The 24,199-nt window shown below is 64.9% G+C and carries 23 protein-coding genes and 1 tRNA gene; 21 read left to right on the top strand and 3 right to left on the bottom strand.

The features are described 5' to 3' along the window. Nucleotides 1-45 precede the first annotated feature (45 nt). Together AC13F7_RS07320 and yhbY are read right to left on the bottom strand one after the other, a co-directional pair. Nucleotides 46-420 (bottom strand): Mth938-like domain-containing protein, encoded by a 375-nt coding sequence (locus AC13F7_RS07320; protein WP_176989637.1) that lies wholly within the window; start codon nt 418-420, stop codon nt 46-48. A 13-nt stretch (nt 421-433) separates the two neighbouring features. Continuing rightward, the gene (gene yhbY, locus AC13F7_RS07315; RefSeq protein WP_346470325.1) at nt 434-739 is read right to left on the bottom strand and encodes a ribosome assembly RNA-binding protein YhbY; all 306 of its coding nucleotides are present in this window, start codon (nt 737-739) and stop codon (nt 434-436) included. A 65-nt stretch (nt 740-804) separates the two neighbouring features. Here yhbY and rlmE point away from each other — a divergent pair, with 65 nt between their 5' ends. From rlmE to AC13F7_RS07235, 16 genes are all read left to right on the top strand, one after another. After that, nucleotides 805-1,437, top strand: a complete 633-nt coding sequence (rlmE, locus tag AC13F7_RS07310) for a 23S rRNA (uridine(2552)-2'-O)-methyltransferase RlmE (protein WP_481470089.1) — start codon at nt 805-807, stop codon at nt 1,435-1,437. A 53-nt stretch (nt 1,438-1,490) separates the two neighbouring features. Beyond that, the gene (gene ftsH / locus AC13F7_RS07305) at nt 1,491-3,434 is read left to right on the top strand and encodes an ATP-dependent zinc metalloprotease FtsH (protein ID WP_259260289.1); all 1,944 of its coding nucleotides are present in this window, start codon (nt 1,491-1,493) and stop codon (nt 3,432-3,434) included. Nucleotides 3,435-3,534: 100 nt separating this feature from the next. After that, nucleotides 3,535-3,720, top strand: a complete 186-nt coding sequence (locus AC13F7_RS07300; protein ID WP_346470326.1) for a hypothetical protein — start codon at nt 3,535-3,537, stop codon at nt 3,718-3,720. A gap of 107 nt (nt 3,721-3,827) precedes the next feature. Further along, nucleotides 3,828-4,331 carry a hypothetical protein gene (locus AC13F7_RS07295; protein WP_482999720.1) on the top strand — a complete coding sequence of 168 codons (504 nt, stop codon included), beginning with the start codon at nt 3,828-3,830 and terminating at the stop codon, nt 4,329-4,331. A 57-nt stretch (nt 4,332-4,388) separates the two neighbouring features. Beyond that, a complete protein-coding gene (folP, locus tag AC13F7_RS07290) occupies nt 4,389-5,288 on the top strand; it encodes a dihydropteroate synthase (protein WP_482999719.1) in 900 nt (299 codons plus the stop codon). Beyond that, nucleotides 5,288-6,241 carry a tRNA (adenosine(37)-N6)-dimethylallyltransferase MiaA gene (gene miaA / locus AC13F7_RS07285; protein WP_482999718.1) on the top strand — a complete coding sequence of 318 codons (954 nt, stop codon included), beginning with the start codon at nt 5,288-5,290 and terminating at the stop codon, nt 6,239-6,241. The genes folP and miaA overlap by 1 nt, the downstream gene beginning before the upstream one ends. A 107-nt stretch (nt 6,242-6,348) precedes the next feature. Next, nucleotides 6,349-6,630 carry an RNA chaperone Hfq gene (gene hfq / locus AC13F7_RS07280; protein WP_123728913.1) on the top strand — a complete coding sequence of 94 codons (282 nt, stop codon included), beginning with the start codon at nt 6,349-6,351 and terminating at the stop codon, nt 6,628-6,630. A gap of 26 nt (nt 6,631-6,656) precedes the next feature. Next, nucleotides 6,657-7,967: a ribosome rescue GTPase HflX gene (gene hflX, locus AC13F7_RS07275; RefSeq protein ID WP_482999717.1), complete on the top strand. Its 1,311-nt coding sequence runs from the start codon at nt 6,657-6,659 to the stop codon at nt 7,965-7,967. A 139-nt stretch (nt 7,968-8,106) separates the two neighbouring features. After that, nucleotides 8,107-8,601 (top strand): CinA family protein, encoded by a 495-nt coding sequence (locus AC13F7_RS07270; protein ID WP_019183317.1) that lies wholly within the window; start codon nt 8,107-8,109, stop codon nt 8,599-8,601. 36 nt (nt 8,602-8,637) lie between these two features. Beyond that, on the top strand, nt 8,638-10,317 hold the full coding sequence (gene ubiB, locus AC13F7_RS07265; RefSeq protein WP_482999716.1) for a 2-polyprenylphenol 6-hydroxylase: 1,680 nt from the start codon (nt 8,638-8,640) through the stop codon (nt 10,315-10,317). Nucleotides 10,318-10,621: 304 nt separating this feature from the next. After that, the gene (gene lexA / locus AC13F7_RS07260; protein WP_121041795.1) at nt 10,622-11,272 is read left to right on the top strand and encodes a transcriptional repressor LexA; all 651 of its coding nucleotides are present in this window, start codon (nt 10,622-10,624) and stop codon (nt 11,270-11,272) included. Between the two features lie 204 nt (nt 11,273-11,476). Further along, entirely contained in the window at nt 11,477-12,517 is a 1,041-nt protein-coding gene (gene recA / locus AC13F7_RS07255) for a recombinase RecA (RefSeq protein ID WP_481468122.1), read from the top strand. Nucleotides 12,518-12,627: 110 nt separating this feature from the next. Further along, a complete protein-coding gene (recX, locus tag AC13F7_RS07250; RefSeq protein WP_123728918.1) occupies nt 12,628-13,119 on the top strand; it encodes a recombination regulator RecX in 492 nt (163 codons plus the stop codon). A 107-nt stretch (nt 13,120-13,226) separates the two neighbouring features. Beyond that, complete coding sequence (gene alaS, locus AC13F7_RS07245) at nt 13,227-15,875, top strand: alanine--tRNA ligase (protein ID WP_482999715.1); 2,649 nt, start codon at nt 13,227-13,229, stop codon at nt 15,873-15,875. 145 nt (nt 15,876-16,020) lie between these two features. Continuing rightward, nucleotides 16,021-16,224 (top strand): carbon storage regulator CsrA, encoded by a 204-nt coding sequence (csrA, locus tag AC13F7_RS07240; protein ID WP_019183311.1) that lies wholly within the window; start codon nt 16,021-16,023, stop codon nt 16,222-16,224. An 81-nt stretch (nt 16,225-16,305) separates the two neighbouring features. Beyond that, a tRNA-Ser gene (locus AC13F7_RS07235) sits at nt 16,306-16,398 on the top strand. A 71-nt stretch (nt 16,399-16,469) separates the two neighbouring features. On the opposite strand, the gene AC13F7_RS07230 is transcribed toward AC13F7_RS07235, so the two are convergent. Then, nucleotides 16,470-16,847, bottom strand: a complete 378-nt coding sequence (locus tag AC13F7_RS07230) for a VOC family protein (protein WP_482999714.1) — start codon at nt 16,845-16,847, stop codon at nt 16,470-16,472. A gap of 188 nt (nt 16,848-17,035) precedes the next feature. Here AC13F7_RS07230 and AC13F7_RS07225 point away from each other — a divergent pair, with 188 nt between their 5' ends. The 5 genes from AC13F7_RS07225 to AC13F7_RS07205 all read left to right on the top strand — a co-directional run bounded on the left by AC13F7_RS07225 (nt 17,036) and on the right by AC13F7_RS07205 (nt 24,082). Beyond that, nucleotides 17,036-17,716: an ankyrin repeat domain-containing protein gene (locus AC13F7_RS07225; RefSeq protein ID WP_482999713.1), complete on the top strand. Its 681-nt coding sequence runs from the start codon at nt 17,036-17,038 to the stop codon at nt 17,714-17,716. A gap of 113 nt (nt 17,717-17,829) precedes the next feature. Next, nucleotides 17,830-18,978, top strand: coding sequence for an aldo/keto reductase (locus tag AC13F7_RS07220; RefSeq protein WP_482999712.1), 1,149 nt, complete (start codon nt 17,830-17,832; stop codon nt 18,976-18,978). Between the two features lie 292 nt (nt 18,979-19,270). Next, nucleotides 19,271-21,409, top strand: coding sequence for a TonB-dependent siderophore receptor (locus AC13F7_RS07215; RefSeq protein ID WP_483000111.1), 2,139 nt, complete (start codon nt 19,271-19,273; stop codon nt 21,407-21,409). A gap of 1,019 nt (nt 21,410-22,428) precedes the next feature. Continuing rightward, complete coding sequence (locus AC13F7_RS07210) at nt 22,429-23,250, top strand: hypothetical protein (RefSeq protein ID WP_482999711.1); 822 nt, start codon at nt 22,429-22,431, stop codon at nt 23,248-23,250. A 1-nt stretch (nt 23,251) separates the two neighbouring features. After that, nucleotides 23,252-24,082 (top strand): hypothetical protein, encoded by an 831-nt coding sequence (locus tag AC13F7_RS07205; RefSeq protein ID WP_482999710.1) that lies wholly within the window; start codon nt 23,252-23,254, stop codon nt 24,080-24,082. Nucleotides 24,083-24,199: the final 117 nt, after the last annotated feature.

The raw sequence follows: 24,199 nt of genomic DNA, 5'->3' as shown, positions 1-24,199 counted from the left end.
AAGGCCGCCTCACAGGGCGGCCTTTTCTGAACGAAACGCGCGGTCTCACCCCTTCAGGATGAAGGCCGCGGCCACCTTGCGACCCTCGCTGGCGAGGATGTTGAACGTCCGCGCGGCGGCGGGGTTGTTCATCACTTCCAGGCCGATTCCGCGGGTCAGGCAGGCCGCCATGACCGCAGCGGGCGGGAACACCTGGGTGTCGCCCGTGCCCAGTACCACCAGCGCCGGATTCAATGCCAGCACCGGCTGCAGGTGCTCGGGCGTGAGCTGGGCGATGTCGGTCACCGGCCAGGCTTCGATCAGCGTATCCGGGGCCAGGATGAAACTGGCGGCCAGGGTCCGGTCATTCACCTTCGCGCTGCGGCCATCGGCGGCGCGCAGGGCGTAGGCGTAATCGGGGATTTCGTGGCTCAGCTGCATGGGCGTTCCGGGATCAGCCGCGCGGCAGGACGATCTGGCGCTGTTCCTTGCTCGGACGGTACAGCACGGCCACATGACCGATCCGCTGCACCAGCGCGCTCTCGCTGGCACCGACCAGCTCGGCGATGATGGCGTCACGGGCCTCGCGGTCTTCGGCGGCGACCTTGACCTTGATCAGCTCGTGGCGCTCCAGCACCTCTTCCAGCTCAGCCAGGAAGGCCGGTGTCACCCCTTTGCCGCCGATCTGCAGCAGGGCTTTCAGATCATGCGCGTGGCCGCGGAGGAAACGGGTTTGGGAAGACGTCAGGGCGATAGCCATTCAGGAACAAGCGGTTAACTGGGGCGATCAGGGTATCATGACCTCCCCATCCGACCCGCATCTCAATGGCAACCCGTAGCAAAAGCAGTCAACGCTGGTTGAAAGAGCACTTCGCCGACCCCTTCGTGAAGAAGGCCCAGGCCGAGGGCATGCGCTCGCGCGCGGCCTACAAGCTGGAGGAGCTGCTGCAGCGCGATCGGCTGCTGAAGCCGCACATGGTGGTGGTCGACCTGGGCGCCGCCCCGGGCGGCTGGTCCCAGCAGGTCCGCCGTCAGATCGGGGACACCGGCCGGGTGCTGGCCCTGGACATCCTTGAGATGCCGCCGCTGGCGGGTGTGGAGTTCCTTCACGGTGACTTCAGGGAGCAAGCCGTTCTATCGGAGTTCGAAGCCCTGCTGGGGGATCAGCCGGTAGACCTTGTGCTCTCGGATATGGCCCCCAATAAGAGTGGAATGGACGCGGTGGACCAACCGCGGATGATGCACCTGGCGGAGTTGGCGTTGGATTTTGCCGACAACCATCTCAAGCCCGGTGGCGCGTTCCTGATCAAGCTGTTCCAGGGCGTGGGCTTTGACGACTACGTGCGCGAGATGCGCCGCCGGTACGACAAAGTGGTGATCCGCAAGCCTGAAGCGTCCCGTAAGCGCTCGCCCGAGGTGTACGCCTTGGGGCAGGGAAAACGCGCGCAGATCAAGTAAGCTCAACCATACGAATCGCGTCAGGAATTAGAGGAACACCGGAGCCAATGAGGATGAACGACTTGACCAAGAACCTCCTGCTATGGGTGGTCGTCGCCGTCGTGCTGATGGTGGTCTTCCAGAGCTTCTCGCCAAAGAGCAGCGGAGCCGGCGCGCAGGGGGCGACGTACTCGCAGTTCCTGGACCAGGTGGACAGCGGCAACATCCAGAAAGTAGTGCTGGGCGAAATGCGCGGCGGTGCCAATGATGTGACCTACACCACCCGCAGCGGCCAGACCAGCACCATCACCGCGCCCTACGATCGCGACCTGATCAACGTGCTGCGCGGCAAGAAAGTGGAATTCGAGCAGGCGCCGCCCTCCAGCGGCATCTCGCTGGGCGCGATCCTGATGAATTTCCTCCCGGTGATCCTGATCATCGGCTTCTGGATCTTCATCATGCGCCAGATGCAGGGCGGTGGTGGCGGTGCCAAGGGCGCGATGTCCTTCGGCAAGTCGCGCGCCAAGCTGCAGGGCGAGGACCAGATCAAGGTCACCTTCGCCGACGTCGCCGGGTGCGATGAAGCCAAGGAAGAAGTGGGCGAGCTGGTCGACTTCCTGCGCGACCCGACCAAGTTCACCAAGCTGGGCGGCAAGATCCCGCGCGGCGTGCTGATGGTCGGCCCGCCGGGTACCGGCAAGACCCTGCTGGCCCGTGCGATTGCCGGCGAGGCCAAGGTCCCGTTCTTCTCGATCTCCGGTTCGGACTTCGTGGAAATGTTCGTCGGCGTCGGCGCCAGCCGCGTGCGCGACATGTTCGAGCAGGCCAAGAAGCAGGCGCCGTGCATCATCTTCATCGATGAAATCGACGCCGTCGGTCGTCACCGTGGCGCCGGTCTCGGCGGCGGTCATGACGAGCGCGAGCAGACCCTGAACCAGCTGCTGGTCGAAATGGACGGCTTCGAGGGGGGCGAGGGCGTGATCGTCATCGCCGCCACCAACCGTCCGGACGTGCTGGATCCGGCGCTGCTGCGCCCGGGCCGTTTCGACCGCCAGGTCGTGGTCGGCCTGCCGGACGTCAAGGGCCGCGAGCAGATCCTCAAGGTACACATGCGCAAGCTGCCGCTGGCCGACGATGTCGAGCCGATGGTGATCGCGCGCGGTACGCCGGGGTTCTCGGGTGCGGACCTGGCCAACCTGGCCAACGAAGCGGCGCTGTTCGCGGCGCGTGGCGGTGAGAAGGAAGTCCGCATGGATCACTTCGATCGTGCCCGCGACAAGATCCTGATGGGTGCCGAGCGCCGTTCGATGGCGATGAGCGAAGAAGAAAAGACGCTCACCGCGTATCACGAAGCCGGCCACGCCATCGTCGGCCGTCTGGTGCCCGAGCACGATCCGGTCTACAAGGTCACCATCATTCCGCGCGGTCGTGCGCTGGGCGTGACGATGTACCTGCCGGAAGGCGACAAGTACTCGATGAACCGCGTGGCGATCGAATCGCAGCTGTGCTCGTTGTACGGTGGCCGTGTCGCCGAAGAATTGATCTTCGGTACCGACAAGGTCACCACGGGTGCCTCCAACGACATCGAGCGCGCCACCAAGATGGCCCGCAACATGGTCACCAAGTGGGGCCTGTCCGACGAGCTCGGCCCGATCGCCTACGGCGAAGAGGACGATGAAGTGTTCCTCGGCCGTTCGGTGACGCAGCACAAGAGCGTGTCGGACGACACCGCGCGCCGTATCGATGAAGTGGTCCGCAGCATCCTGGACAAGGCTTACGCCCGTACCACCGAGCTGCTGACCGCCAACCTCGACAAGCTGCACACGATGTCCCAGCTGCTGCTGCAGTACGAGACCATCGATGCGCCGCAGATCAACGCCGTGATGGAAGGCCGCGATCCGCCGCCGCCGGCAGGCTGGGACAAGTCCCCCAGCAACAAGGATGGTGGCAACAACAACGACAAGGGCGGCGATGCCCGTCCCGTGTCGCCGATCGCCGGTCCCGCCGAGCAGATCTGAGTGGTGCCCACGTAAGTGAAGAAGGCCGGGGAAACCCGGCCTTCGTCGTTTCCGGCGGGTCATAATGTCGCTCTGTTTTCGTTCCCGTTCTGGAGTCGCCATGTCCGCACCCCCACCGCAGCCGATCTCGCACACCACCGAAATGGTGATCGCCACGATGATCGGCGTGGCCATCGGCCTGACCCGCGACAACTTCCTGCTCGGCGCCGGCATCGGCATCGCGGTAGGGGTGCTGATGAGCATCGCCAAGACCGTCTACGTGGAGCGCAAGCGCCGCCAGCGCTGAGTGCTTGCGCGCGCGGCCGTCAGTGGGCACGATGCGCATGCCCGCGTCGCATGCCGCGGTCGGGCATGGCCGGGGGATCGGCCGACACACTTTCCAGGGGGACTTTCATGCGTCATTCGATGCGCGCAGCCGTTGCTGCGCTGCTGTGCTGTGCCACGCCGGTCATGGCGGCCGAGATCCACGTGCAGGATCCGGTGCCGTTCAACGACGCGGCGATCATCGCCGAGAACATCAAGGCCGAGTGCCGGATGGGCGCTCAGCTGGCGACCGCGCTGGGCAAGAATGCCCCGGCGCATGGCAATACCATCGTCTTCGGCAGTGATCCGGTGAACACCGGCAGCGGACATGTATTGAAGCTGGAACTGGTGGAGGCGCAGAGCGCCGGCAATGCGTTCATCGGCCACTTCAAGTCCGCCGCCGCGCGCGGCGTGCTGTTCGAGAACGGTCAGCAGGTGGCCACGGTCACCGCACGCCGCGTGTCGCGCGGTGGCGCGTTTGCCGGCTTCAAGGGTTCGTGCGATGTGCTCGAGCGCACGGTCAATGCGATCGGCAACGATCTGGCGATCTGGCTGGCCAAGCCGGTCGATGGGGCCCGCCTCGGCGACCTCTGACGGCCGGTCCGGTGCGCCAGCGTAAACTACGCGCTGGCGTACTTCGTGGATCTGCCCATGTTCGACATTTCTCCCCAGCTTGATTGCGGCGGCCGCCTGCTGCGGCTGGATCGCCCGCGGGTCATGGGCATCGTCAATGTCACCCCGGATTCGTTTTCCGACGGCGGTGAGCACGACAGTGTCGATGCCGCGGTCGCGCACGGCCTGCAGCTGGTGGCCGAAGGCGCGGACCTGCTCGACATCGGCGGCGAGTCGACGCGGCCTGGAAGTGCGCCGGTGCCGCTGGACGAAGAGCTGCGCCGGGTCATCCCGGTAATTGAGCGTCTGGTACGCGAAACCGCCGTGCCGATCAGCATCGACACCTTCAAGCCTGAGGTGATGCGTGCCGCCGTGGCGGTGGGTGCCGGTCTGATCAATGACATTCATGCGCTGCGCCAGCCCGGTGCGCTGGAGGCCGCCGCCGAACTCGGCGTGCCGGTGGTGCTGATGCACATGCAGGGCGAGCCCGGCAGCATGCAGGACACCCCGCATTACGACGACGTGGTCGCCGAGGTGCATCGCTTCCTGACCGAGCGCATGTTCCAGGCCGAGATGGCCGGCGTCGCCAAGAAGCACCTGATCATCGATCTGGGCTTCGGCTTCGGCAAGACCACCGAACACAACATGATCCTGCTGGCGCGCTCGGACCGCTTTCTCGAGCTGGGTGTGCCGATGCTGGCCGGCCTGTCGCGCAAGCGCAGCATCGGAGAGCTGACCGGTCGTGAGCAGCCGCGTGACCGCGTGGCCGGTTCCGTCGCCGCGCACCTGATCGCGGCCCAGCGTGGCGCGATGCTGCTGCGGGTGCACGATGTCGTGGCCACGGTCGACGCCTTGAAGGTATGGGCGGCGGTCGATGCCGTGCCAATGCCGAGGGTGTCGGCGGCCCCGACGATGCCGCGCTGGCCGGACGAGGACTGATGGCCGTCGATCAGCGCCCGCTGGCCATCGCGGTGATGGGCCCGACCGCGTCGGGCAAGACCGCCACCGCGATCGCGCTGGCCCAGCAGCTGGACGGTGAGATCGTCAGCGTCGATTCGGCGCTGGTCTACCGCGGGCTGGATATCGGCTCGGCCAAGCCCGACGCGGCCGAGCGCGCGCAGGCGCCGCACCACCTGCTCGATGTGCGCGACCCGTGGCAGACCTATTCGGCGGCGGAGTTCGCCAGCGACGCCGCGCAGGCCGTCCGCGACATCATTGCGCGCGGGCGGATGCCGATTCTGGCCGGTGGCACCGGGCTGTACTTCCGCGCCCTGCTGCAGGGTCTGTCGCCGATGCCTGAAGCCGATCCGGCGGTGCGCGCGCAGATCGCCGCCGAGGCGGCCGAGCAGGGCTGGGCGGCGATGCATGCCCAGCTCGCCGGCATCGATCCGGCAGCGGCAAAGCGTATTCATGCCACCGACCCGCAGCGTATCCAGCGCGCGCTGGAAGTCCATCGCCTGACCGGCACCCCGATCAGCGAGTGGCAGAAGCTGCCCGGTGTGGACCGGCTGCCGGTGCGGGCGCTCAAACTGATCCTCGCCCCGCGCGAGCGCACGGTGCTGCACCAGCGCATCGAAACGCGTTTCGACGCGATGCTGGGCCACGGGTTCCTGGACGAAGTCCGGGCGCTGCGGGCCCTGCCGGCCATGGCGGAGGTGGCGGCGCCGCTGGATCTGCCGGCCGTGCGGGCGGTGGGCTACCGGCAGGCCTGGGAGTATCTGGACGGGCAGGGGACGGCCGAGCTGTTCCGTGAACGCGGCATCCAGGCCACCCGCCAGCTGGCCAAGCGCCAGCTGACCTGGCTGCGCGGGGAGCTTGATGCGCGCTGGTTCGATCCCCATCTAGACAGGGCTTCCCTGGCGGATGCGGTGTCGGCCTTCGTCGACCGCTGAGTCCACGCGCTCACCCACCCACCCCGTGTACCATCAAGGGTTCCGGCGGGCGGCGGGGGCCGTGGCAACTGCCGGAAAACCATAAAAACAATAATCAGGAGTGTGCAATGTCCAAGGGGCAATCGCTGCAGGATCCGTTTCTGAATGCACTTCGGCGCGAACGTGTGCCGGTGTCGGTGTATCTGGTCAATGGCATCAAGCTGCAGGGAACGATTGAATCGTTCGACCAGTTCGTGGTGCTGCTGCGCAATACGGTGAGCCAGATGGTGTACAAGCACGCCATCTCGACCGTGGTGCCGGCACGCAACGTGAAGGTTGGGCCCGGGGGTGGCTATGTGCAATCCAACGATGGCGCCGATGGCGTCCAAGGTGATGACGACGTTGAGTGATAGCGTGAAGAATTCTGGAGAACTGCGTGTTTGACCGTTCCAAGCGAGGCGAACACGCACTCCTGATCCAGCCGCATGCCGGCCGGCTCGAAGACGACGTGCTGGAAGAGTTCACCGATCTGGCCCGCTCCGCCGGGGCCAGCATCGCGGCTACGCTGACCGCGCGCATCGATCGGCCCAATCCGTCGATCCTGATCGGCAGCGGCAAGCTGGATGAGGTCAAGGCCGCGGCCGACGCCACCGGCGCCGACCTGATCCTGGTCAATCATGCGCTGTCGCCGGGGCAGGAGCGCAACCTGGAGCGGTTCCTGGAGCGGCGCGTGATCGACCGTACCGGGCTGATCCTGGACATCTTCGCCCAGCGCGCGCGCAGCCACGAAGGCAAGCTGCAGGTCGAGCTGGCGCAGCTGCGCCACATGTCCACGCGGCTGATCCGCGGCTGGACCCATCTGGAGCGCCAGCGCGGCGGTTCGATCGGCCTGCGAGGCCCGGGTGAAACCCAGCTGGAAACCGATCGCCGCCTGCTGCAGAAGCGGGTGGAGCAGCTGCAGAAGAAGCTGGAAAAGGTGGAAGTGCAGCGCACCCAGATGCGCCGTGCCCGCCTGCGCAGCGAGCTGCCGCGCGTGGCGCTGGTGGGCTATACCAATGCCGGCAAGTCGACCCTGTTCAACGCACTGACCGGCGCCGAGGCGTATGCCGCGGACCAGTTGTTTGCCACGTTGGACCCGACCGTGCGCCGCATCGCACTGCCGGGCGGCAGCGTTGTGCTGGCTGACACCGTCGGCTTCGTGCGCGACCTGCCGCATGATCTGGTGGCCGCGTTCCGGTCCACCTTGTCCGAAGCCCGCGAAGCGGACTTCCTGCTGCATCTGGTCGATGCTGCCGATCCGCACCGTGAGGAGCGCATCGCACAGGTCGATGAAGTGCTGACCGCCATCGGCGCGGGCGATCTGCCGCAGTTGCTGGTGTTCAACAAGATCGACCGCATCGACGGGGCCGACGTGCGTCACGACGGCCAGGACGGCATCCCCGACAACGCGCGCCGCGAGCGGGTCTGGATTTCCGCCCGCGACAACGTCGGCCTGCCGCTGCTGCAGTCCGTCCTGGGCAAGCGGCTGGGCCTGCAGCACGTCAGTGGCGAGCTGCGGCTGCCGCCGAGTGCCGGTCGCCTGCGTTCGCGCCTGCACCAGCTGGAAGTGGTGCGCAGTGAAGCCACCGACGAAGATGGCTGGCTGCTCCAGGTGGAAATCCCGATCGCCGAGGCCGAGAAGCTGGCAGCCGGCGAGGGCGGCGAACCGATCCGCGCGATGCTTCCGGAAAAGCTCCCGGAGTGGTGAGGAGTGAGCCGGCCGCTGGCCGGCGCCCATGATCCTGAGGGTGAGCGACCCCTTGTCGCACCCGGCAACACAGGACATCACCCACGATTTCGGCTAAAACAGGGGGGGCGTTCGTCCCCCCGTTGATCCAGGATTCCCCATGACCGTTCCTTCCGACGCCGAGCTGGGCGCCCTCGCCAGTGACGTGGGCCAGCGCCTGCAGCAGGCCTCGTTGCAGCTGGTCACCGCTGAGAGCTGCAGTGGCGGCTGGATCGCCAAAGCGATGACCGATATCGCTGGCTCCTCGGCATTCTTCGATTGCGGCATGGTGGTCTACAGCTACGAAGCCAAGCAACGCCTGCTGGGCGTGCGCGCGCAGACGCTGGAACAGTTCGGCGCAGTCAGCCGCGAGACCGTGCTGGAAATGGTCTCTGGTGCATTGATCAATTCCGGCGCCGGCATCGCCGTGGCGGTGACCGGCATTGCCGGGCCCGGCGGCGGCAGCGAGGACAAACCGGTCGGCAGCGTGTGGATCGGCTGGAAAGGCCGTGGCGGCTATGCCCGTGCGCAATTGTTCCAGTTTGATGGCGACCGCGAAGCCATACGGCGGCAGACCGTGCAGCAGGCGCTGACGGGAATCTTCCCGCTGTTGTGACATCCTGACCGGGTGTGCTGACAGGAGAGTGGGCCGATGTGGGAGACGCTGGGTACCGTGCGTGACCTGGGGCGATTGCAGGAAATCGCGTCGGTCCTGATCCGCTATGGCTTCGGCGATCTGGTACGCCGGATCGGCCTGGCCGATGTGCTCGAGCGTGCCGGTCGGCTGCTGCACTGGAACGACACCCAGCAGATGCTGCGGATGACCGCGCCGGTGCGCGTGCGCCGGGCGATGGAAGACCTGGGCCCCACCTTCGTCAAACTCGGCCAGGTGCTGGCCACCCGCGTGGATCTGTTCCCGCCGGATTGGATCGCTGAATTCTCCGAACTCCAGAATGCCGTGCCGGCGCTGCCGTACGCACAGGTGCGTGATCAGCTGGAGCGCGATCTGGGCGCACCGGCGACCGAGGTCTTCGCCTGGCTCGATGAAACGCCGATGGCGGCCGCCTCGCTGGCGCAGGCGCATCGCGCAACGCTGCATGACGGCACCGCCGTGGTGCTGAAGATCCGCCGCCCCGGCATCCGCGAGGTGATCGAAGCCGACCTGCGTCTCCTGGCGCGGCTGGCCGAAATCGTCGAAGCGCGACTGCCGGACATGCAGCGCTACCGCCCGGCCGAGGTGGTGCAGCAGTTCCAGGTCTCGCTTCGCCGCGAGCTGGATTTTGCCGCCGAATGCCGCAACGCCGAGCGTATCGCCCGCAACTTCCAGGGCCGCGCGGACATCCTGATCCCCAACGTGCACTGGCAGTGGACCTGCGAAAGCCTCAACGTGCAGGACTTCGTCGACGGCATTCCCGGCCGCGATCTGGCCGGTGTCGATGCGGCCGGTCTGGACCGCGTGCAGTTGGCCCGTACCGGCGCGCGCATCGTGCTGAAGATGGTGCTGGAGGACGGCTGTTTCCACGCTGATCCGCATCCGGGCAATATCATCTACCTGCGTGACGGCCGCATCGGCGTGATCGATTTCGGCATGGTCGGCGCGATCTCCGAGCAGCGCCGCTTCCAGGTCGCCCAGCTCCTGCACGGTCTGGTCACCCAGGAGCCGGAGCAGGTGGCCGATGTGCTGCTGGACTGGGCCGGGGGCGTGGAGGTGGACGAATCCCGGCTGCAGCAGGACATCAGCACCTTCGTGGACCAGTATCGCGGGGTGCCGCTGAAAGACCTGCACATGGGCCTGATGCTGGGCAACATCACTCAGTTGCTGCGCCAGTACGCGCTGACCCTGCCGGCCGATCTGGCGCTGATGATCAAGACCTTCCTCACCCTGGAAGGCATGGGCCGCCAGCTCGACCCGCAGTTCGACATGGCCAGTGCCGCGCGTCCGTATCTGGAGCGGGTGATGTGGCAGCGCTACTCGCCCGGCGCGATGCTCAAGCGCGGCAAGCGCAGCCTGGTCGGGGTGATGGACCTGGTCGGCGATCTGCCGCGCGATGTGCGCCGCCTGCTGCAGATGGCGCGTCGCGGGCGGCTTCAGCTCAAGATCGAAACCACCGCGCTGCAGGGCTTCGGCGACCAGGTGAACCGCGCCGCCAACCGGCTGGTGATGGGCATCGTGACCGCCGCGCTGATCATCGGCTCCTCGATCGTCATGCACAGCGTCGGTGGCATCTCCAGCCGCTGGCTGCTCGCGCTTGGCGTGGCCGGCTTCATCGGCGCCGGCTTCTGTGGCGTGTGGATCCTGTTTTCGATCTGGCGCAGCGGCAAGAACCCGTAGGGTTCTTACCGCTGGGATCCGAAGGCTCCCCGGAATCTCCCGCGTAAGCGGGGGATTCCGTGCAGGTCCGACCGTTGGTCGGACGCTCCTGCCTGACCGACCCGTCACCGCTGCCCGTATGTTGCGCCACGCCGCGCGTGGCTGCTCCTCATCCGGCCCACGAATGCCTGACCCTCACCGACCAACGGTCGGTGGCTACAGGGATCGCTTGAGGCTTCGGCCGCGGCGGGACAGCCCTTCCTTTATGGCCTCTTTCTCTTCGGGCACTTGCGTGCCCGCATCGTTAGTAGTAATACTACTAACCATGGACCTGACCGATACCCAGCAGGCGATCCTGCAGTTGATCGCCGAGCGTATAGAGACCGATGGCGCACCGCCGTCGCAGACGGAAATCGCCCGTGCGTTCGGCTTCAAGGGCGTCCGCGCTGCCCAGTACCATCTGGAAGCGCTGGAGCAGGCCGGGGCGATCCGTCGCATCCCCGGCCAGGCCCGCGGCATCCGGCTGGTCCAGGCACCGGCGCTGCAGAACGGCCTGCCCGAATCGCTGCCCGCCTCGGCGCTGCCGGACCACGTCCTGCGCCTGCCGGTGCTGGGCCGGGTCGCGGCCGGCCTGCCGATCGGCGCGGATATCGGCTCGGACGACTTCGTGGTGCTCGACCGGGTGTTCTTCTCGCCCGCGCCGGACTACCTGCTGAAAGTGCAGGGCGACTCGATGATCGACGAAGGCATCTTCGACGGCGACCTGATCGGTGTGCACCGCACCCGTGACGCCCGCTCCGGCCAGATCGTCGTGGCCCGCATCGATGACGAGATCACGGTCAAGCTGCTGAAGATGGGCAAGGACCGGATCCGCCTGCTGCCACGCAACCCCGATTACAAGCCGATCGAAGTGCTGCCCGACCAGGACTTCGCCATCGAAGGCCTCTATTGCGGGTTGCTGCGGCCCAACCGCTGACCCTGTTCTACCTTGAATCACGCGCGGTCTTTTGTGGCACATCTCTGGTTTTGCTGAGGTTGGTACGGATGTCCGATAATTTTTTTCCGAACGCCGGGCAGAATCTCAGCCCGTGCGATACGCCAGCCTTAAAGTGAACCCATGGCCAAGAAGACTTCCAAAGACAGCACCTCCACCGATACGACCTCTGCAAGGACCACTCCGATGGACGAAAACAAAAAGCGCGCCCTCACCGCCGCGCTGAGCCAGATCGAAAAGCAGTTCGGCAAGGGCGCCGTGATGCGCATGGGCGACCGCGTCGTCGAAGCGGTCGAGGTCATCCCCACCGGTTCGCTGATGCTGGATATCGCCCTCGGTATCGGTGGCCTGCCCAAGGGCCGTGTGGTGGAGATCTACGGTCCGGAATCCTCGGGCAAGACCACACTGACCCTGCAGGCGATCGCCGAATGCCAGAAGAAGGGCGGCACTGCGGCCTTCATCGATGCCGAGCACGCACTGGATCCGATCTACGCCGCCAAGCTGGGCGTCAACGTGGACGACCTGCTGCTCTCGCAGCCCGATACCGGTGAGCAGGCGCTGGAAATCGCCGACATGCTGGTGCGCTCCAGCTCGGTGGACATCGTGGTGGTCGACTCGGTCGCCGCGCTGACGCCGAAGGCAGAAATCGAAGGCGAAATGGGCGACCAGCTGCCGGGCCTGCAGGCCCGTCTGATGAGCCAGGCGCTGCGTAAGCTGACCGGCAACATCAAGCGGTCCAACACCCTGGTGGTCTTCATCAACCAGCTGCGCCACAAGATCGGCGTGATGATGCCGGGCCAGAGCCCGGAAGTGACCACCGGCGGCAACGCGCTGAAGTTCTACGCCTCCGTCCGCCTGGACATCCGCCGTATCGGCGCGATCAAGAAGGGCGACGAGATCATCGGCAACCAGACCAAGATCAAGGTCGTCAAGAACAAGCTGGCGCCCCCGTTCAAGCAGGTCATCACTGAGATCCTGTACGGCGAAGGCATCAGCCGCGAAGGCGAACTGATCGACATGGGCGTGGAAGCCAAGCTGGTCGAGAAGGCCGGCGCCTGGTACAGCTACGGTGAAGAACGCATCGGCCAGGGCAAGGACAACGCCCGCGGCTATCTGCGCGACAACCCGCAGATCGCCGAGCGCCTGGAAGCCGAGCTGCGCGAGAAGTTCCAGCCGGAAGAAGCCGTGCGTGAAGGCGGCGACGAGGCGGAAGACGACGCCGAGTGAGTTTCCTGCGGGGCAGGGCAGCGCCGTCAGTGACGCTCGCCCTGTCCTGCAGTTTCACCAATCCCCGACGGGATGGCGCCAAGGACGGCGCACTGTAATGGACCGCTGCCATGCAAGACTCCGAAGCCCCCGCACCCCGGCGCAAGCGCCGTGTCCAGGAACAGACGCCGGTCCAGCGTGCGTTGGGGCTGCTGGTGCGCCGGGAGCATTCGCGTAAAGAGCTGACCCGCAAACTGCAGGCCCGCGGCATCGAGAACGAGGCCGCCGAAGCCGCGGTCAGCAAGCTGGCCGAGGCCGGCTGGCAGGATGACACGCGCTTTGCCGAGAATCTGGTCCGGATCCGGGCCAACACCGGCTATGGGCCGATCCACATCCGCGCCGAACTGGGCACGCATGGCCTGGACAGCGACCAGATCGCGGCGGCCATGGATACCTTTGAAGGCGATTGGACCGAGAACGCCCGCGACCTGGTCTGCCGCCGTTTTGGCGAAGCCGGCCCGCAGGAACTGCCTGCGCGGCGCAAAGCCGCCGATCTTCTGGCCCGCCGGGGGTTCCCCGGCGACAGCATCCGCCAGGCCACCCGTTACGACCCTGAGGACTGAGCGGCCCGGGCCTGATACCCTTTGTGGTTTCGGCGGTCCTGCAATTGACACCCGGCCATTGGGGCTGCGTGCCAGGGACTGACCGGCCCGCACAAAGCCAGCCCCCCATGAACGCATCCGTCAAATTCACTACCTCCCAGATCCGCAGCGATTTCCTTGAGTTCTTCAAGGGCAAAGGCCACACGATCGTGCCGTCGGCGCCCCTGGTGCCGGGCAATGATCCGACCCTGCTGTTCACCAACTCCGGCATGGTGCAGTTCAAGGACGTGTTCCTTGGCGCCGAGAAGCGCAGCTACGTGCGCGCGGCCGACGTCCAGCGCTGCCTGCGCGCCGGTGGCAAGCACAACGATCTGGACCAGGTCGGTTACACCGCGCGCCACCACACCTTCTTCGAGATGCTGGGCAACTGGTCGTTCGGCGATTACTTCAAGAAGGACGCCATCGCCTGGGCCTGGGAGCTGCTGACCCAGGTCTGGAAGCTGCCGGCCGAGCGTCTGCTGGTCACCGTGTACCAGACCGATGACGAAGCCTACGCGCTGTGGCGCGACATGATCGGCATTCCGGAAGAGCGGATCGTGCGCATCGGCGACAACAAGGGTGCGCCGTTCGCGTCGGACAACTTCTGGCAGATGGCCGAGACGGGTCCGTGCGGCCCGTGTACCGAGATCTTCTATGACCATGGCGACCATATCGCCGGTGGTCCGCCGGGCTCGCCGGATGAAGACGGTGATCGCTTCATCGAAATCTGGAACCTGGTCTTCATGCAGTTCGACCGCCAGCCCGATGGCACGCTGGTGCCGCTGCCGGCGCCGTGTGTGGATACCGGCATGGGCCTGGAGCGTCTGGCCGCGATCCTGCAGCACGTCCACACCAATTACGAAATCGATCTGTTCCAGGCGCTGATCCGCAAGGCCAGCGAGCTGACCGGCATGGCCGACTTGGAAAACAAGTCGCTGCGCGTGATCGCCGATCACATCCGCGCCTGCTCGTTCCTGATCGTCGATGGTGTGCTGCCGTCCAACGAGGGCCGCGGCTACGTGCTGCGCCGGATCATCCGCCGCGCACTGCGTCATGGCTGGATGCTGGGCGTGCGCCAGCCGTTCTTCAGCAAGCTGGTGCCGACCCTGGTCGAGCAGATGGGCGTGGCCTATCCGGAACTGCCGGCGCAGGTCGACACGGTGGTGCGCGCGCTGCAGGCTGAAGAAGAGCGTTTCGCGGAAACGCTGGATTCGGGCATGAAGATCTTCGACGACGTGGCGGCCAAGGTCAGCAACGGTGTGATCCCGGGCGTGGATGCGTTCCGCCTGTACGACACCTACGGCTTCCCGGTCGATCTGACGGCCGATATCGCCCGTGAGCGCGATATGACGGTGGACATGGTCGGCTTCAACGCCGCGATGGACACCCAGCGCGAGACCGCGCGCGCGGCCGGCAAGTTCGGCGGTGGCGTGACCCTGTCGGCCGATCTGGTCGCCACGCTCAAGCCGACCGTGTTCCTCGGGTATGACCGCCTGCAGGCCGACGACCTCACCGTGGTCGCCATCCTCAAGGACGGCCGCCCGGTGGAGAGCGCGCAGGCTGGCGATGACGTCATCGTGCTGACCAACCAGACCCCGTTCTACGCCGAGTCCGGTGGCCAGGTCGGTGACAACGGCATCCTGTCCGGCGCGGGCGTGCAGGTAGACGTCGGCGACACCCAGAAGTTCGCGGGCCAGTTCCACGGCCACGTGGGCAAGATCATCGCAGGCAACCTGAAGGTCGGTGATGTGCTGTCCGGCCAGGTCGATGGCCAGCGCCGTGGCGCGACCATTCTCAACCACTCGGCCACCCACCTGCTGCATGCCGCCCTGCGCGAAGTGCTGGGCACCCACGTGCAGCAGAAGGGCTCGCTGGTCGCGCCCGATCGCTTGCGCTTCGACTTCTCGCACTTCGCGCCGATCAGCGCCGAGGACCTGGCGATCATCGAACGCAAGGTCAACGAGCAGGTGCGTGCCAACAACGCCGCTGAAGTCCACAACATGGGCATGCAGGAAGCGCTCGACTTCGGCGCGATGGCACTGTTCGGCGAGAAGTACGGCGAGCACGTGCGCGTGCTGAAGATGGGCGACTACTCCACCGAACTGTGTGGCGGTACGCATGTCACGCGGACGGGCGATATCGGCCTGTTCAAGATCACCTCCGAAGGCGGTGTGTCCTCGGGCGTGCGTCGTATCGAAGCGGTGACCGGGCAGGGTGCGTTGGATTACGTGGCCCACGAAGAAGCACAGCTGAGCGAAGCCGCTGCACTGCTGGGCGGCAATCCCGGCGATGTGGTCGACAAGATCCGCCAGCTGGGCGAGCGTCAGAAGAAGCTCGAGCGTGAGCTGGAATCGCTGAAGGCCAAGCAGGCTGCCGGTGCGACTGCCGATCTCGGCGGCGCCGCCGTCGAGGTCAACGGCATCAAGATCCTGGCCGCGCGCCTGGAAGGCTTCGATGCGAAGGCGCTGCGTGAAGCGATCGACCGCCTCAAGCAGCAGCTGGGCGATGCGGTGATCGTGCTGGCCGGTACCCAGGACGGCAAGGCGGCCCTGGTCGCGGGCGTGAACGGCAGCGCAATGGGCAAGGTCAAGGCCGGGGAACTGTTGGCCCATATCGCCAGTCAGATCGGGGGCAAGGGCGGCGGCCGCCCGGATCTCGCCCAGGGTGGTGGTGAGGACGGGCCCGCCCTTGCTTCTGCGCTGGCCGCGGTCGTCGACTGGGTCACCCCCCGTATCTGAACAGCCTGAGGCCTTCTGCTCCTTGAAGGGGCGGGAGGCCTGACGGTACTATGGCGAATCTTTTCCCGTTGTCGTGGGGCGCTCTTGCCGGGGCGCCAAGCCGGTGGGGAAATGCCACCACCGGTTCCCCTGGAGACTTGAACAAATGTTGATCCTGACTCGCCGTGTAGGCGAAACCCTGATGATCGGTGACTCGGTCAGCGTGACCGTGCTCGGCGTCAAGGGCAACCAGGTGCGTATCGGTATAACCGCTCCGAAGGACGTGGCCGTGCACCGCGAAGAGATTTACCAGCGCATCCAGCGCGGTGATGAGCCGAATGCATCCGGAAGTGAAAATTCTTCGGATTAAGGCTTTACCTGAGGGCGCGGAAAACGTTATTATTCGCGCCCCCGCTGAGATGATTCATCACAGCGGCGGACCAAGAACACTGGAGCGGTGCCCGAGTGGCTGAAGGGGCTCCCCTGCTAAGGGAGTATAGGGCTTAAAACTCTATCGAGGGTTCGAATCCCTCCCGCTCCGCCAGTTGTAGAAGAGGCCTTCGTACGCAAGTACGGAGGCCTTTTTCTTTGTGCGATCCGGTTGCGCGATCCGGTTCAAACCACTGACTTGCAGACCGCCTCGATGCGATGCCCATCCGGATCGATCAGGAAGGCGGCGTAGTAGTGATCGCCATACTCCTCGCGCAGCCCCGGCGGCCCGTTGCAGGTGCCGCCAACCGCCAGTGAATCACGGTGGAACGCATCCACGGCCTGGCGCGAGGGCGCCCCGAAGGCCAGGTGGAATCCGGCGCCCGGGGGCGAGGCATCGGCCCGCAGCTTCAGGCACAGCAGATCCTCATCCTCGGCATACCCATACCCGATGGCCTCGTCGTCTTCAAAAACACGGCGCATGCCCAGCGCGCCGAGCGCGGCATCGTGGAAGGCGGCTGCACGAGCGAGATCGCGCACGCCCAGTGAAAGGTGATGCAGCATGGTGGTGCGCTTCCGTGTGGGATATGGCGCGCAGCGTCGCATGAAACAGGCGGACGGCGCGCCGGCTGACGCATTCGGATGGCGCATGCCGTCGATCCCCAATCTTCATTGGTGCCGGCGTGGCCGCTCGGCTACGGTCGTTGTCCAGCGGCGTCCCTCCGGGCGCCACCCGTGTAAGGAGCAGGAACATGTCGATGGGACGGAGGTCGATCCGTGGTTGGGTGGTCATGAGCATGCTGATGGGCATGGTCATGCCGCTCAGTGCGGCGTCGTTGGATGAGCGCCTGCATCGTGCGGCGGAAAAGGGCGATGCCAGCGCGGTGCGCACGCTGCTGGGGCAAGGTGCACAGGTGGATGCGTGCGGCGCGGCGAAGGCGACCCCGTTGCTGGTCGCGACCCACCGCAACCACGTAGAGGCCGCGCTTACGCTGATCCAGGCCGGTGCCGACGTCAACGCCAAGGATGCGATCCAGGACAGCCCCTACCTCTACGCCGGTGCCCGCGGGCATCTCGAGATCCTGCGCGCAACGCTGGCGGCGGGTGCCGACCTGAAAAGCACCAACCGCTACGGTGGCACCGCCCTCATTCCGGCGGCCGAACGCGGGCATGTGGAGACCGTGGCGACGCTCATCGCAGCCGGTGTCGAGGTGGATCACGTCAACAACCTGCAATGGACCGCGCTGCTGGAGGCGATCATCCTCGCCGATGGCGGCCCACGGCATGTCGAGATCGTCCGTCAGCTCATCGCGGCAGGTGCGGACGTGAACCTGCCCGACGGTGAAGGCGTGAGCCCACTGCAGCATGCACGCCAGCGCGGCTACCGCGAGATCGAGACGCTGCTTCTCAACGCAGGCGCTGGGCAGGGCTGAGCATCCGCAGGGCGGGAAAGGGCACTGTTGCCGCTGCCTTGACGCGGCACAGGCATGCTCTGCACCGCCACTCTGCGAAGGTGTTTGCTTCCCCCACAGAAACAGGAGTCGCCGTGAACACACGTCGCCACTTCCTCTCCGTTGCCGCCGCCGGTACCGCCGCGTTCGCCGCCTCGCCGTTGATGGCGCAGTCGGCTGGGCCGGGCAGTGTCCTGCCCACCCGCGGCCAGGCCTCGGCGAAGCCCTTGCCGGGCAACCCCGCACAGCAGGGCAGGCGCTATCGTCCGCAGACCCGTCTGGGCCTGGGCGGTGTCGCGATCGGCAATGGTTTCGCGGCCGCGACCGATGCGCAGAGCGAAGCCACCCTCGCCGCCGCCTATGCGGCCGGGGTGCGCTGTTTCGATACGTCGCCGTGGTACGGGCTTGGCCTGAGCGAGCGCCGTTACGGCCACCATCTGCACAACCATCCCGCGCGTGAGTACACGTTGTCGACCAAGGTCGGGCGCCTGCTGACGGCCACCGCCGGTGAGCTGCAGGAGGTGATGTGGAAGGACCCGTCGCCGTTCCGTTACCGCTACGACTACTCTGCCGACGGCACGCGGCGCTCGGTGGAGGACAGCCTCAACCGGCTCGGGGTGTCGCAGCTGGACGTGGTGTTCATCCATGATCTGTCGCCGGACAACGAGAACGACCTCGGCATGCCATGGGAGCAGCGTTTCGCAGAGGCCGCGAAAGGCGCGATGCCGGCGCTGACGCGCATGCGTGAGGAGGGGCTTATCAAAGCCTGGGGGTTTGGCGTCAATCGACCCGAGCCGGCGCTGCGTGCGGTGGCCGAGTCCGACCCGGACATCTTCCTGCTGGCCTGCCAGTACTCGCTGCTGGATCACGAGCAGGCCTTGCATGACACCTTCCCGAAGATCGCCGCGCATGGCGCGTCGGTGGTGGTCGGGTCGCCGCTGTTGGCGGGCTACCTGGCCGGGCGGGACCGGTATCTCTATGACGGCAAGGTGCCGTCCTGGGCGCCGGAAAAGCGCGCCAGGGTGCAGGCCATCTGCGATCGCCATGGTGTGGACCTGCGCACGGCGGCGCTGCAGTTCGCCGATGCACCCGAGGTGGTATCGGCGGTCATTCCGGGCGCGCGCACGCCCGAACAGGTCCTGGCCAACGTCGCGTCGATGTCGGTGGCGGTGCCGGGGGCCTTCTGGGCCGAGCTCAAGCAGGAGAAGCTGATTGCCTCGGATGCGCCGGTGCCGCGTGGCTGATCCGGTCAGCGGACCGGCGGATCACCTGACCTGATCGCCACCGGCCAATGACCTGCGGCGCCCCGGCTGCAGCCGGAGCGTCGCCTGTCTGCAGGGCTCTCCACCCGGTTGCCTGCAGCGATAGCCTTTCGCTATAGCCCCGGATGCGGCATCATGCCGCCCATTCGTTCCCTCCAGCCGCCGCCAGAGGAGTCCCTTCCTGCCTGGAGGCATTGCCGTGTCCGTCGTTCCGTTCCGTGTTGCCCTGATCCACTCGGGTCGCCGTCGTGCTGTTCCCGCGTTCTCCCCGTTGATGCAGGCGATGGCCTGCGTGCTGGGCTTGGCCCTGTCCGCCTCGTCCGTGCAGGCCGAAGAGGCGCTGGCGGATGACACACCTGTTAAGGACGGCGCACAGACCCTGCAGACCGTGCAGGTCACCGCCAACCAGCTCGGCACCGTGACCGAAGGCAGTAATTCCTATACGCCCGGCACGATCGCCACGGCCACCCGCCTGGTGCTCAGCCCGCGGCAGACCCCGCAGTCGATCAGCGTGATCACCCGGCAGGAAATGAACGACTTCGGGCTCAACGGTATCGATGACGTCATGAAGGTCACGCCCGGCGTGAGCATCGTCACTTACGACAGCGAGCGCACCGAGTACTACGCGCGCGGCTTCGCGGTGCAGAACTTCCAGTACGACGGCATCCCGATGGCGCGCGATTCGGCGTACTCGGCCGGCAATACGCTCAGTGACATGGCCATCTACGATCGCGTGGAAGTGCTCAAGGGGGCCACCGGGCTGCTGACGGGCATGGGCGACCCGGGCGCGACCATCAACCTGGTGCGCAAGAAGCCTACCCGGGAGCTGGCCGGCAGCGCCACGCTGGGTGTCGGTTCGTGGGACAGCTACCGCGCCGAAGTCGATGTCGCTGGCCCGCTCACCGAGAGCGGTCGCGTGCGCGGCCGCGTGGTCGGCGCTTACCAGGACAAGCATTCCAATGTCGACCACTACCAGCGCAGCAATAAGGTGTTCTACGGCATTCTGGAAGCCGACCTCGGCGAGAGCACGCTGCTGACCGTCGGTGCCGATTACCAGGACAGCGATCCCGAAGGCTCCAGCTGGGGCGGCATTCCGCTGCTGGACAGTGCCGGCAACTTCAACGACATGACGCGCTCGTTCAACAACGGGGCGCGCTGGAGCCGCTGGGGCCAGTACGCGCGTACCGGCTTCGCCACGCTGGAGCACACCTTCGCCAATGACTGGGTCGCCAAGCTGCAGCTCAACCACCAGGTCAACGGCTATGACGCCTCGCTGGGCGCGGCGGCCGGTGGCAATCCGGATCCGGTGACCGGCGAGGGCGTGAGCATGTGGCTGGGCCAGTACATCGGCAAGACCACCAGCAACGCGGCCGATCTGTACGTCAGCGGCAAGTTCGAGTGGTTCGGCCGGCAGCATGAGCTGGTCGTCGGTGGCAGCGTGTCGCGCAAGCGCTGGGTCAACAACGGCTATTCGCCGCAGCCGGGCTACGTGAGCAGCGTCGCCGACTACTACGCGTGGACGGGTGATGTGCCCGAGCCGGACTGGCAGTGGGGCTACGGTGACAACCAGGTTACCCGCGAGAGTGGGGCCTACGTGGTGGGCCGTTTCGACCTGGCCGATCCGCTCAAGCTGATCGTCGGCAGCCGCATCGCCAACTATAAATCCCCGGACACCGACGAGAGCGGCGTGGTCGTGCCGTACGCCGGCCTGGTGTACGACCTCAACCGCAATTTTTCGGTGTTTGCCAGCTACAGCACCATCTTCAAGCCGCAGGGCAACCAGGACGAACAGGGTCGGGTGCTGGATCCGTTGGAAGGGCGCAGCTACGAAGCGGGCCTGAAGGCGGAGTTCTACGACGGTCGCCTCAACGCCAGCGCGGCGGTGTTCCAGCTGGAGCAGGACAACTACGCGCAGCCGACCGGCGGCAGGACGCCGAGCGGCGGGATCGCCTATGAAGGCCTGATGGGGGTGCGCACCAAGGGCTATGAGCTGGAGGTATCCGGTCAGCTTGCGCCGGGCTGGCAGATCCAGGGTGGCTACGCGCACAAGATCGCGCGGCAGCAGTCCACCAAGGTCTCCACGCTGGAACCGGAAGATCAGTTCAGCGTGCACACCAGCTACCGCCTCACCGGTGCGGCTGACGGCTGGAGCATCGGCGGCGGCGCGCGCTGGCAGGGCAGCACGTTCGGCACCATCACCAACCCGGCCACTGGCGGAAGCCAGATCCATCGTACCGAACCGTACTGGCTGCTCGATGCCATGGCGCGTTACCAGTTCAACGACCAGCTGTCGGCAACGCTCAACGTCAACAACCTGCTGGACAAGCATTACTACACGATCTTCAGCTGGTACAGCACCTACACCTGGGGCGAGCCGCGCAACGTGCGGCTGACCCTGAACTACCGGTTCTGAGGTGACTGCTGTTTCCCTCGGCCGAACATGGGACGGGGGAGCCCAATGGGGGCTGATGTGCCGATCAGCGCGACGCCCAACGAAGGCGGCGATACGGATGCTCGACATTGATGGAACGGAGTCGGGCTCAGCGGGGTCGGAAGCGGACTTGATGTTCACCAAGAAAACGTGCGTGGAGTCGCAGAAACATTATCCCTTGATAGGGCATTACCTACTGTTCGACAAGTAGGAGTGTTGTATTTTTATTCCGTATCTTAGTGGCGTCATTGCTGCGCATCCAGTTTCTCTGAATACTAAGTCAAGGATGTTTAAATGAAGGAATCAAGGGCATTGAGGATGTTGATCGGAAGCCTACTAGCGGCGGGCGCATTCAGTGTAAGTGAGAAGGCAGATGCTGGTGGCTACTGCAACTTGCAATCAGGTTGCCAAGTAATTGGTTACCGCCCTCCGGGCGGTGGTTTCGGTGGGGGAGGCTCGTGGGGGTCTGGCGACGGTTCGTCAGATCCCAGGCACGATCATGAGCAGATTTCGTGGTGTGCGAATTTTCCCGCAATGGTCTGGGAGGGTGCGAACTGTGATGTCTATCGTGCCCCCCCGCTGGAAGTAAACGGTTGTGGGGCGGCTGGCGGTCCTGGTGTGCCCGACTACATCATTGCACCCGGGGCGCTGCAGGCTGGCGCGGCTTCGTACGGGGCGGTGTTCCGTCAGGCATGCAATCTTCATGACATGTGCTATGGCACGGCTGGGGCGGATAAGCATCAGTGCGACGAAAAGCTGCGTGACGACATGGTCGCGCATGCCCAACAAAGCATGGGTGATTCTGCATTTGTGGTCTTTGGAGCTCTCGTAATTGGACAAGCTACTGCCTACGCCAGATTCTTGAAGTGGGAGTGGATTGAGCCGTGGACCTCCCTGCCTGCATTCATAAGGGCACAGGAAGAGGCATTCTGCCGAAAGGATAGCGAGATGTTCAGGGGACTCTGTGGATGAGAGGCGAGATAGGTAACTTGAAACGAAAGATGGTTGCAGCGATCGTTGCAATATTGATTGTAGCCTTGGCGGGCATTGGATACCTGCTCTGGCCGTCGGATAGGCGTGAGGTTGATACTGCTGAGACGAAACAGGCTCCGACCTTGAAGGACTACGCCGAAGCGGACCGGCATTTCCGCGAGGAAAACGCTGGTTCCGCAGAGGGTAAGGTGATTAGTAAGGTTACGTCGAGGCAGATTTTTGTGCGGGACCTTTTCGCAACCGATCCCCGTTTGATCGCGCTGTCTGCAGCCGAGGCGGCGTGGTTGGATCGCCACTATTATCCGACTCCGAAAGACCTCGAAGGATTGGCTTCGCTGGACACCAATGCAATCAGGGGAACTCGTGATCCGAAGCTGGCTACCCTCCAAGGATTGGCATTGGTTGAGCAGAAGCAGATTTCTGCTGCGACGGCAGTTCTGATGGGCGCCGCGGCAATGGGATCGATCTACGCAAGTGAGGAAGGTGCTGTCGCCGAGCGCCAGCTAGTGCGGGAGCGACTGGGTTCGGGAAACGCTCAGCTTGATGCGGTGTATCGCGCCCGGCTGGAGGTGGCCAGGGTACTTGGGGACCACACTGTGCAGTATCTTATCGATCGTGACATGCCTGATTTCGACATGTCGGCCCATGGCGCGGATGTGCAGCGACATACCACGGAGTTTCTCAGGCAGCTAGGAGACGATGCCAAACTTCGAGGACTTGCTGCGCCAGGCATCGATCCTCGGCCGAACGGCGCACAGTGGATGGATCTTTATACGCTGAATCAGGCAGGCGGTGGTGGAGACTCCGTCACCATCTACGAACGAAACTAGTATGGATTCAGGTTTTATTTGTTCGGATCGCTGGATAGATAGCACTTTCGAGCAGTTGCGCAATTGGCAGCCCAAAAAGACAATCAGGAGATTCGATGCGACGGCGCAGTCATGGATGACTGCATTCCTCGTTCACGACAGTTTTAACTCGCTGGATACGTACTTAAGTAATGTAGCTCGATTTCGCCGATTGGACGATAGCGGGCGATTGATTCAAAGATTCAGGGCAGCGCACGACGCTGTCAGATTTAGGGAGTTGAAGAAGGCGCTTGAGGCGCTTACCGGCTTTTCGACTGTCGCGCATCATGGCGGCATGCGGATCAATACAGTGAACGCGTTCAGCCGAGAGTTCAAACCCCCTCATCCTTGCGAGGCAGAGCGAGCGGTGAGGAGGTTGATGCTGCGGCGACGTGAATTAGTCGCTGTTGGCCAGCTTTCGCTAGGAGGGGCTTTAGCTTCTTACATCGTTTTTTTGACCATCCACCTGTTAAGTGACGGCAATGGGCGTTCGGCGCGCATGTTGTTTGCGTCAGATTGCTTGGTAACCGCGCCAGGGGATTTTGCGCACAACATTATGGCGTTAATGATGTTGCACCAGATGAGAGGAACATCGTTCCACCTTGCAGCTGCATGCGCAAGGGCCGGAGATTTGTCCATGTTGGCGGAGTGTTTTGAAGGGGCGATAATTGATTCGTGGCCGTTGCTCGATAGGCTTGAGGCGTTCCTCGCACGTGAAGATGAAACCACTCAACCGAAAGTGGACTCGCATCCCATAGGGATTCTCTACCACATGCTTGATACTAGGCTTTGTTACTCACCAAGGGCGGAGTAAGGTCGCTCTAGTGTGATTGCCCAGTCCCGGGTGGTTGTCCTATGCCCGGTGCTCACCGCCGGAGTCACGCCGCCCGACGCGCCTTTCCCATTCCGCATGTACCGCAATGGCGTTTCT

Source organism: Stenotrophomonas sp. K-6 (genome assembly GCF_056861555.1).
The sequence above is the reverse complement of the archived record's forward strand: the minus strand, read 5'-3'. Positions and strand labels throughout refer to the sequence as shown.

What these genes read in the sequence shown, in the direction of transcription:
- yhbY (WP_346470325.1), bottom strand. Translation starts at nt 739, where the DNA reads ATGGCTATCGCCCTGACGTCTTCCCAAACCCGTTTCCTCCGCGGCCAC.
- miaA (WP_482999718.1), top strand. Translation starts at nt 5,288, where the DNA reads ATGGCCGTCGATCAGCGCCCGCTGGCCATCGCGGTGATGGGCCCGACC.
- AC13F7_RS07300 (WP_346470326.1), top strand. Translation starts at nt 3,535, where the DNA reads ATGTCCGCACCCCCACCGCAGCCGATCTCGCACACCACCGAAATGGTG.
- folP (WP_482999719.1), top strand. Translation starts at nt 4,389, where the DNA reads ATGTTCGACATTTCTCCCCAGCTTGATTGCGGCGGCCGCCTGCTGCGG.
- recX (WP_123728918.1), top strand. Translation starts at nt 12,628, where the DNA reads ATGCAAGACTCCGAAGCCCCCGCACCCCGGCGCAAGCGCCGTGTCCAG.
- alaS (WP_482999715.1), top strand. Translation starts at nt 13,227, where the DNA reads ATGAACGCATCCGTCAAATTCACTACCTCCCAGATCCGCAGCGATTTC.
- AC13F7_RS07215 (WP_483000111.1), top strand. Translation starts at nt 19,271, where the DNA reads ATGCAGGCGATGGCCTGCGTGCTGGGCTTGGCCCTGTCCGCCTCGTCC.
- hfq (WP_123728913.1), top strand. Translation starts at nt 6,349, where the DNA reads ATGTCCAAGGGGCAATCGCTGCAGGATCCGTTTCTGAATGCACTTCGG.
- AC13F7_RS07230 (WP_482999714.1), bottom strand. Translation starts at nt 16,847, where the DNA reads ATGCTGCATCACCTTTCACTGGGCGTGCGCGATCTCGCTCGTGCAGCC.
- csrA (WP_019183311.1), top strand. Translation starts at nt 16,021, where the DNA reads ATGTTGATCCTGACTCGCCGTGTAGGCGAAACCCTGATGATCGGTGAC.
- recA (WP_481468122.1), top strand. Translation starts at nt 11,477, where the DNA reads ATGGACGAAAACAAAAAGCGCGCCCTCACCGCCGCGCTGAGCCAGATC.
- AC13F7_RS07205 (WP_482999710.1), top strand. Translation starts at nt 23,252, where the DNA reads ATGGATTCAGGTTTTATTTGTTCGGATCGCTGGATAGATAGCACTTTC.
- AC13F7_RS07270 (WP_019183317.1), top strand. Translation starts at nt 8,107, where the DNA reads ATGACCGTTCCTTCCGACGCCGAGCTGGGCGCCCTCGCCAGTGACGTG.
- ubiB (WP_482999716.1), top strand. Translation starts at nt 8,638, where the DNA reads ATGTGGGAGACGCTGGGTACCGTGCGTGACCTGGGGCGATTGCAGGAA.
- AC13F7_RS07320 (WP_176989637.1), bottom strand. Translation starts at nt 420, where the DNA reads ATGCAGCTGAGCCACGAAATCCCCGATTACGCCTACGCCCTGCGCGCC.
- rlmE (WP_481470089.1), top strand. Translation starts at nt 805, where the DNA reads ATGGCAACCCGTAGCAAAAGCAGTCAACGCTGGTTGAAAGAGCACTTC.
- ftsH (WP_259260289.1), top strand. Translation starts at nt 1,491, where the DNA reads ATGAACGACTTGACCAAGAACCTCCTGCTATGGGTGGTCGTCGCCGTC.
- lexA (WP_121041795.1), top strand. Translation starts at nt 10,622, where the DNA reads ATGGACCTGACCGATACCCAGCAGGCGATCCTGCAGTTGATCGCCGAG.
- AC13F7_RS07225 (WP_482999713.1), top strand. Translation starts at nt 17,036, where the DNA reads ATGTCGATGGGACGGAGGTCGATCCGTGGTTGGGTGGTCATGAGCATG.
- AC13F7_RS07210 (WP_482999711.1), top strand. Translation starts at nt 22,429, where the DNA reads ATGGTTGCAGCGATCGTTGCAATATTGATTGTAGCCTTGGCGGGCATT.
- AC13F7_RS07295 (WP_482999720.1), top strand. Translation starts at nt 3,828, where the DNA reads ATGCGTCATTCGATGCGCGCAGCCGTTGCTGCGCTGCTGTGCTGTGCC.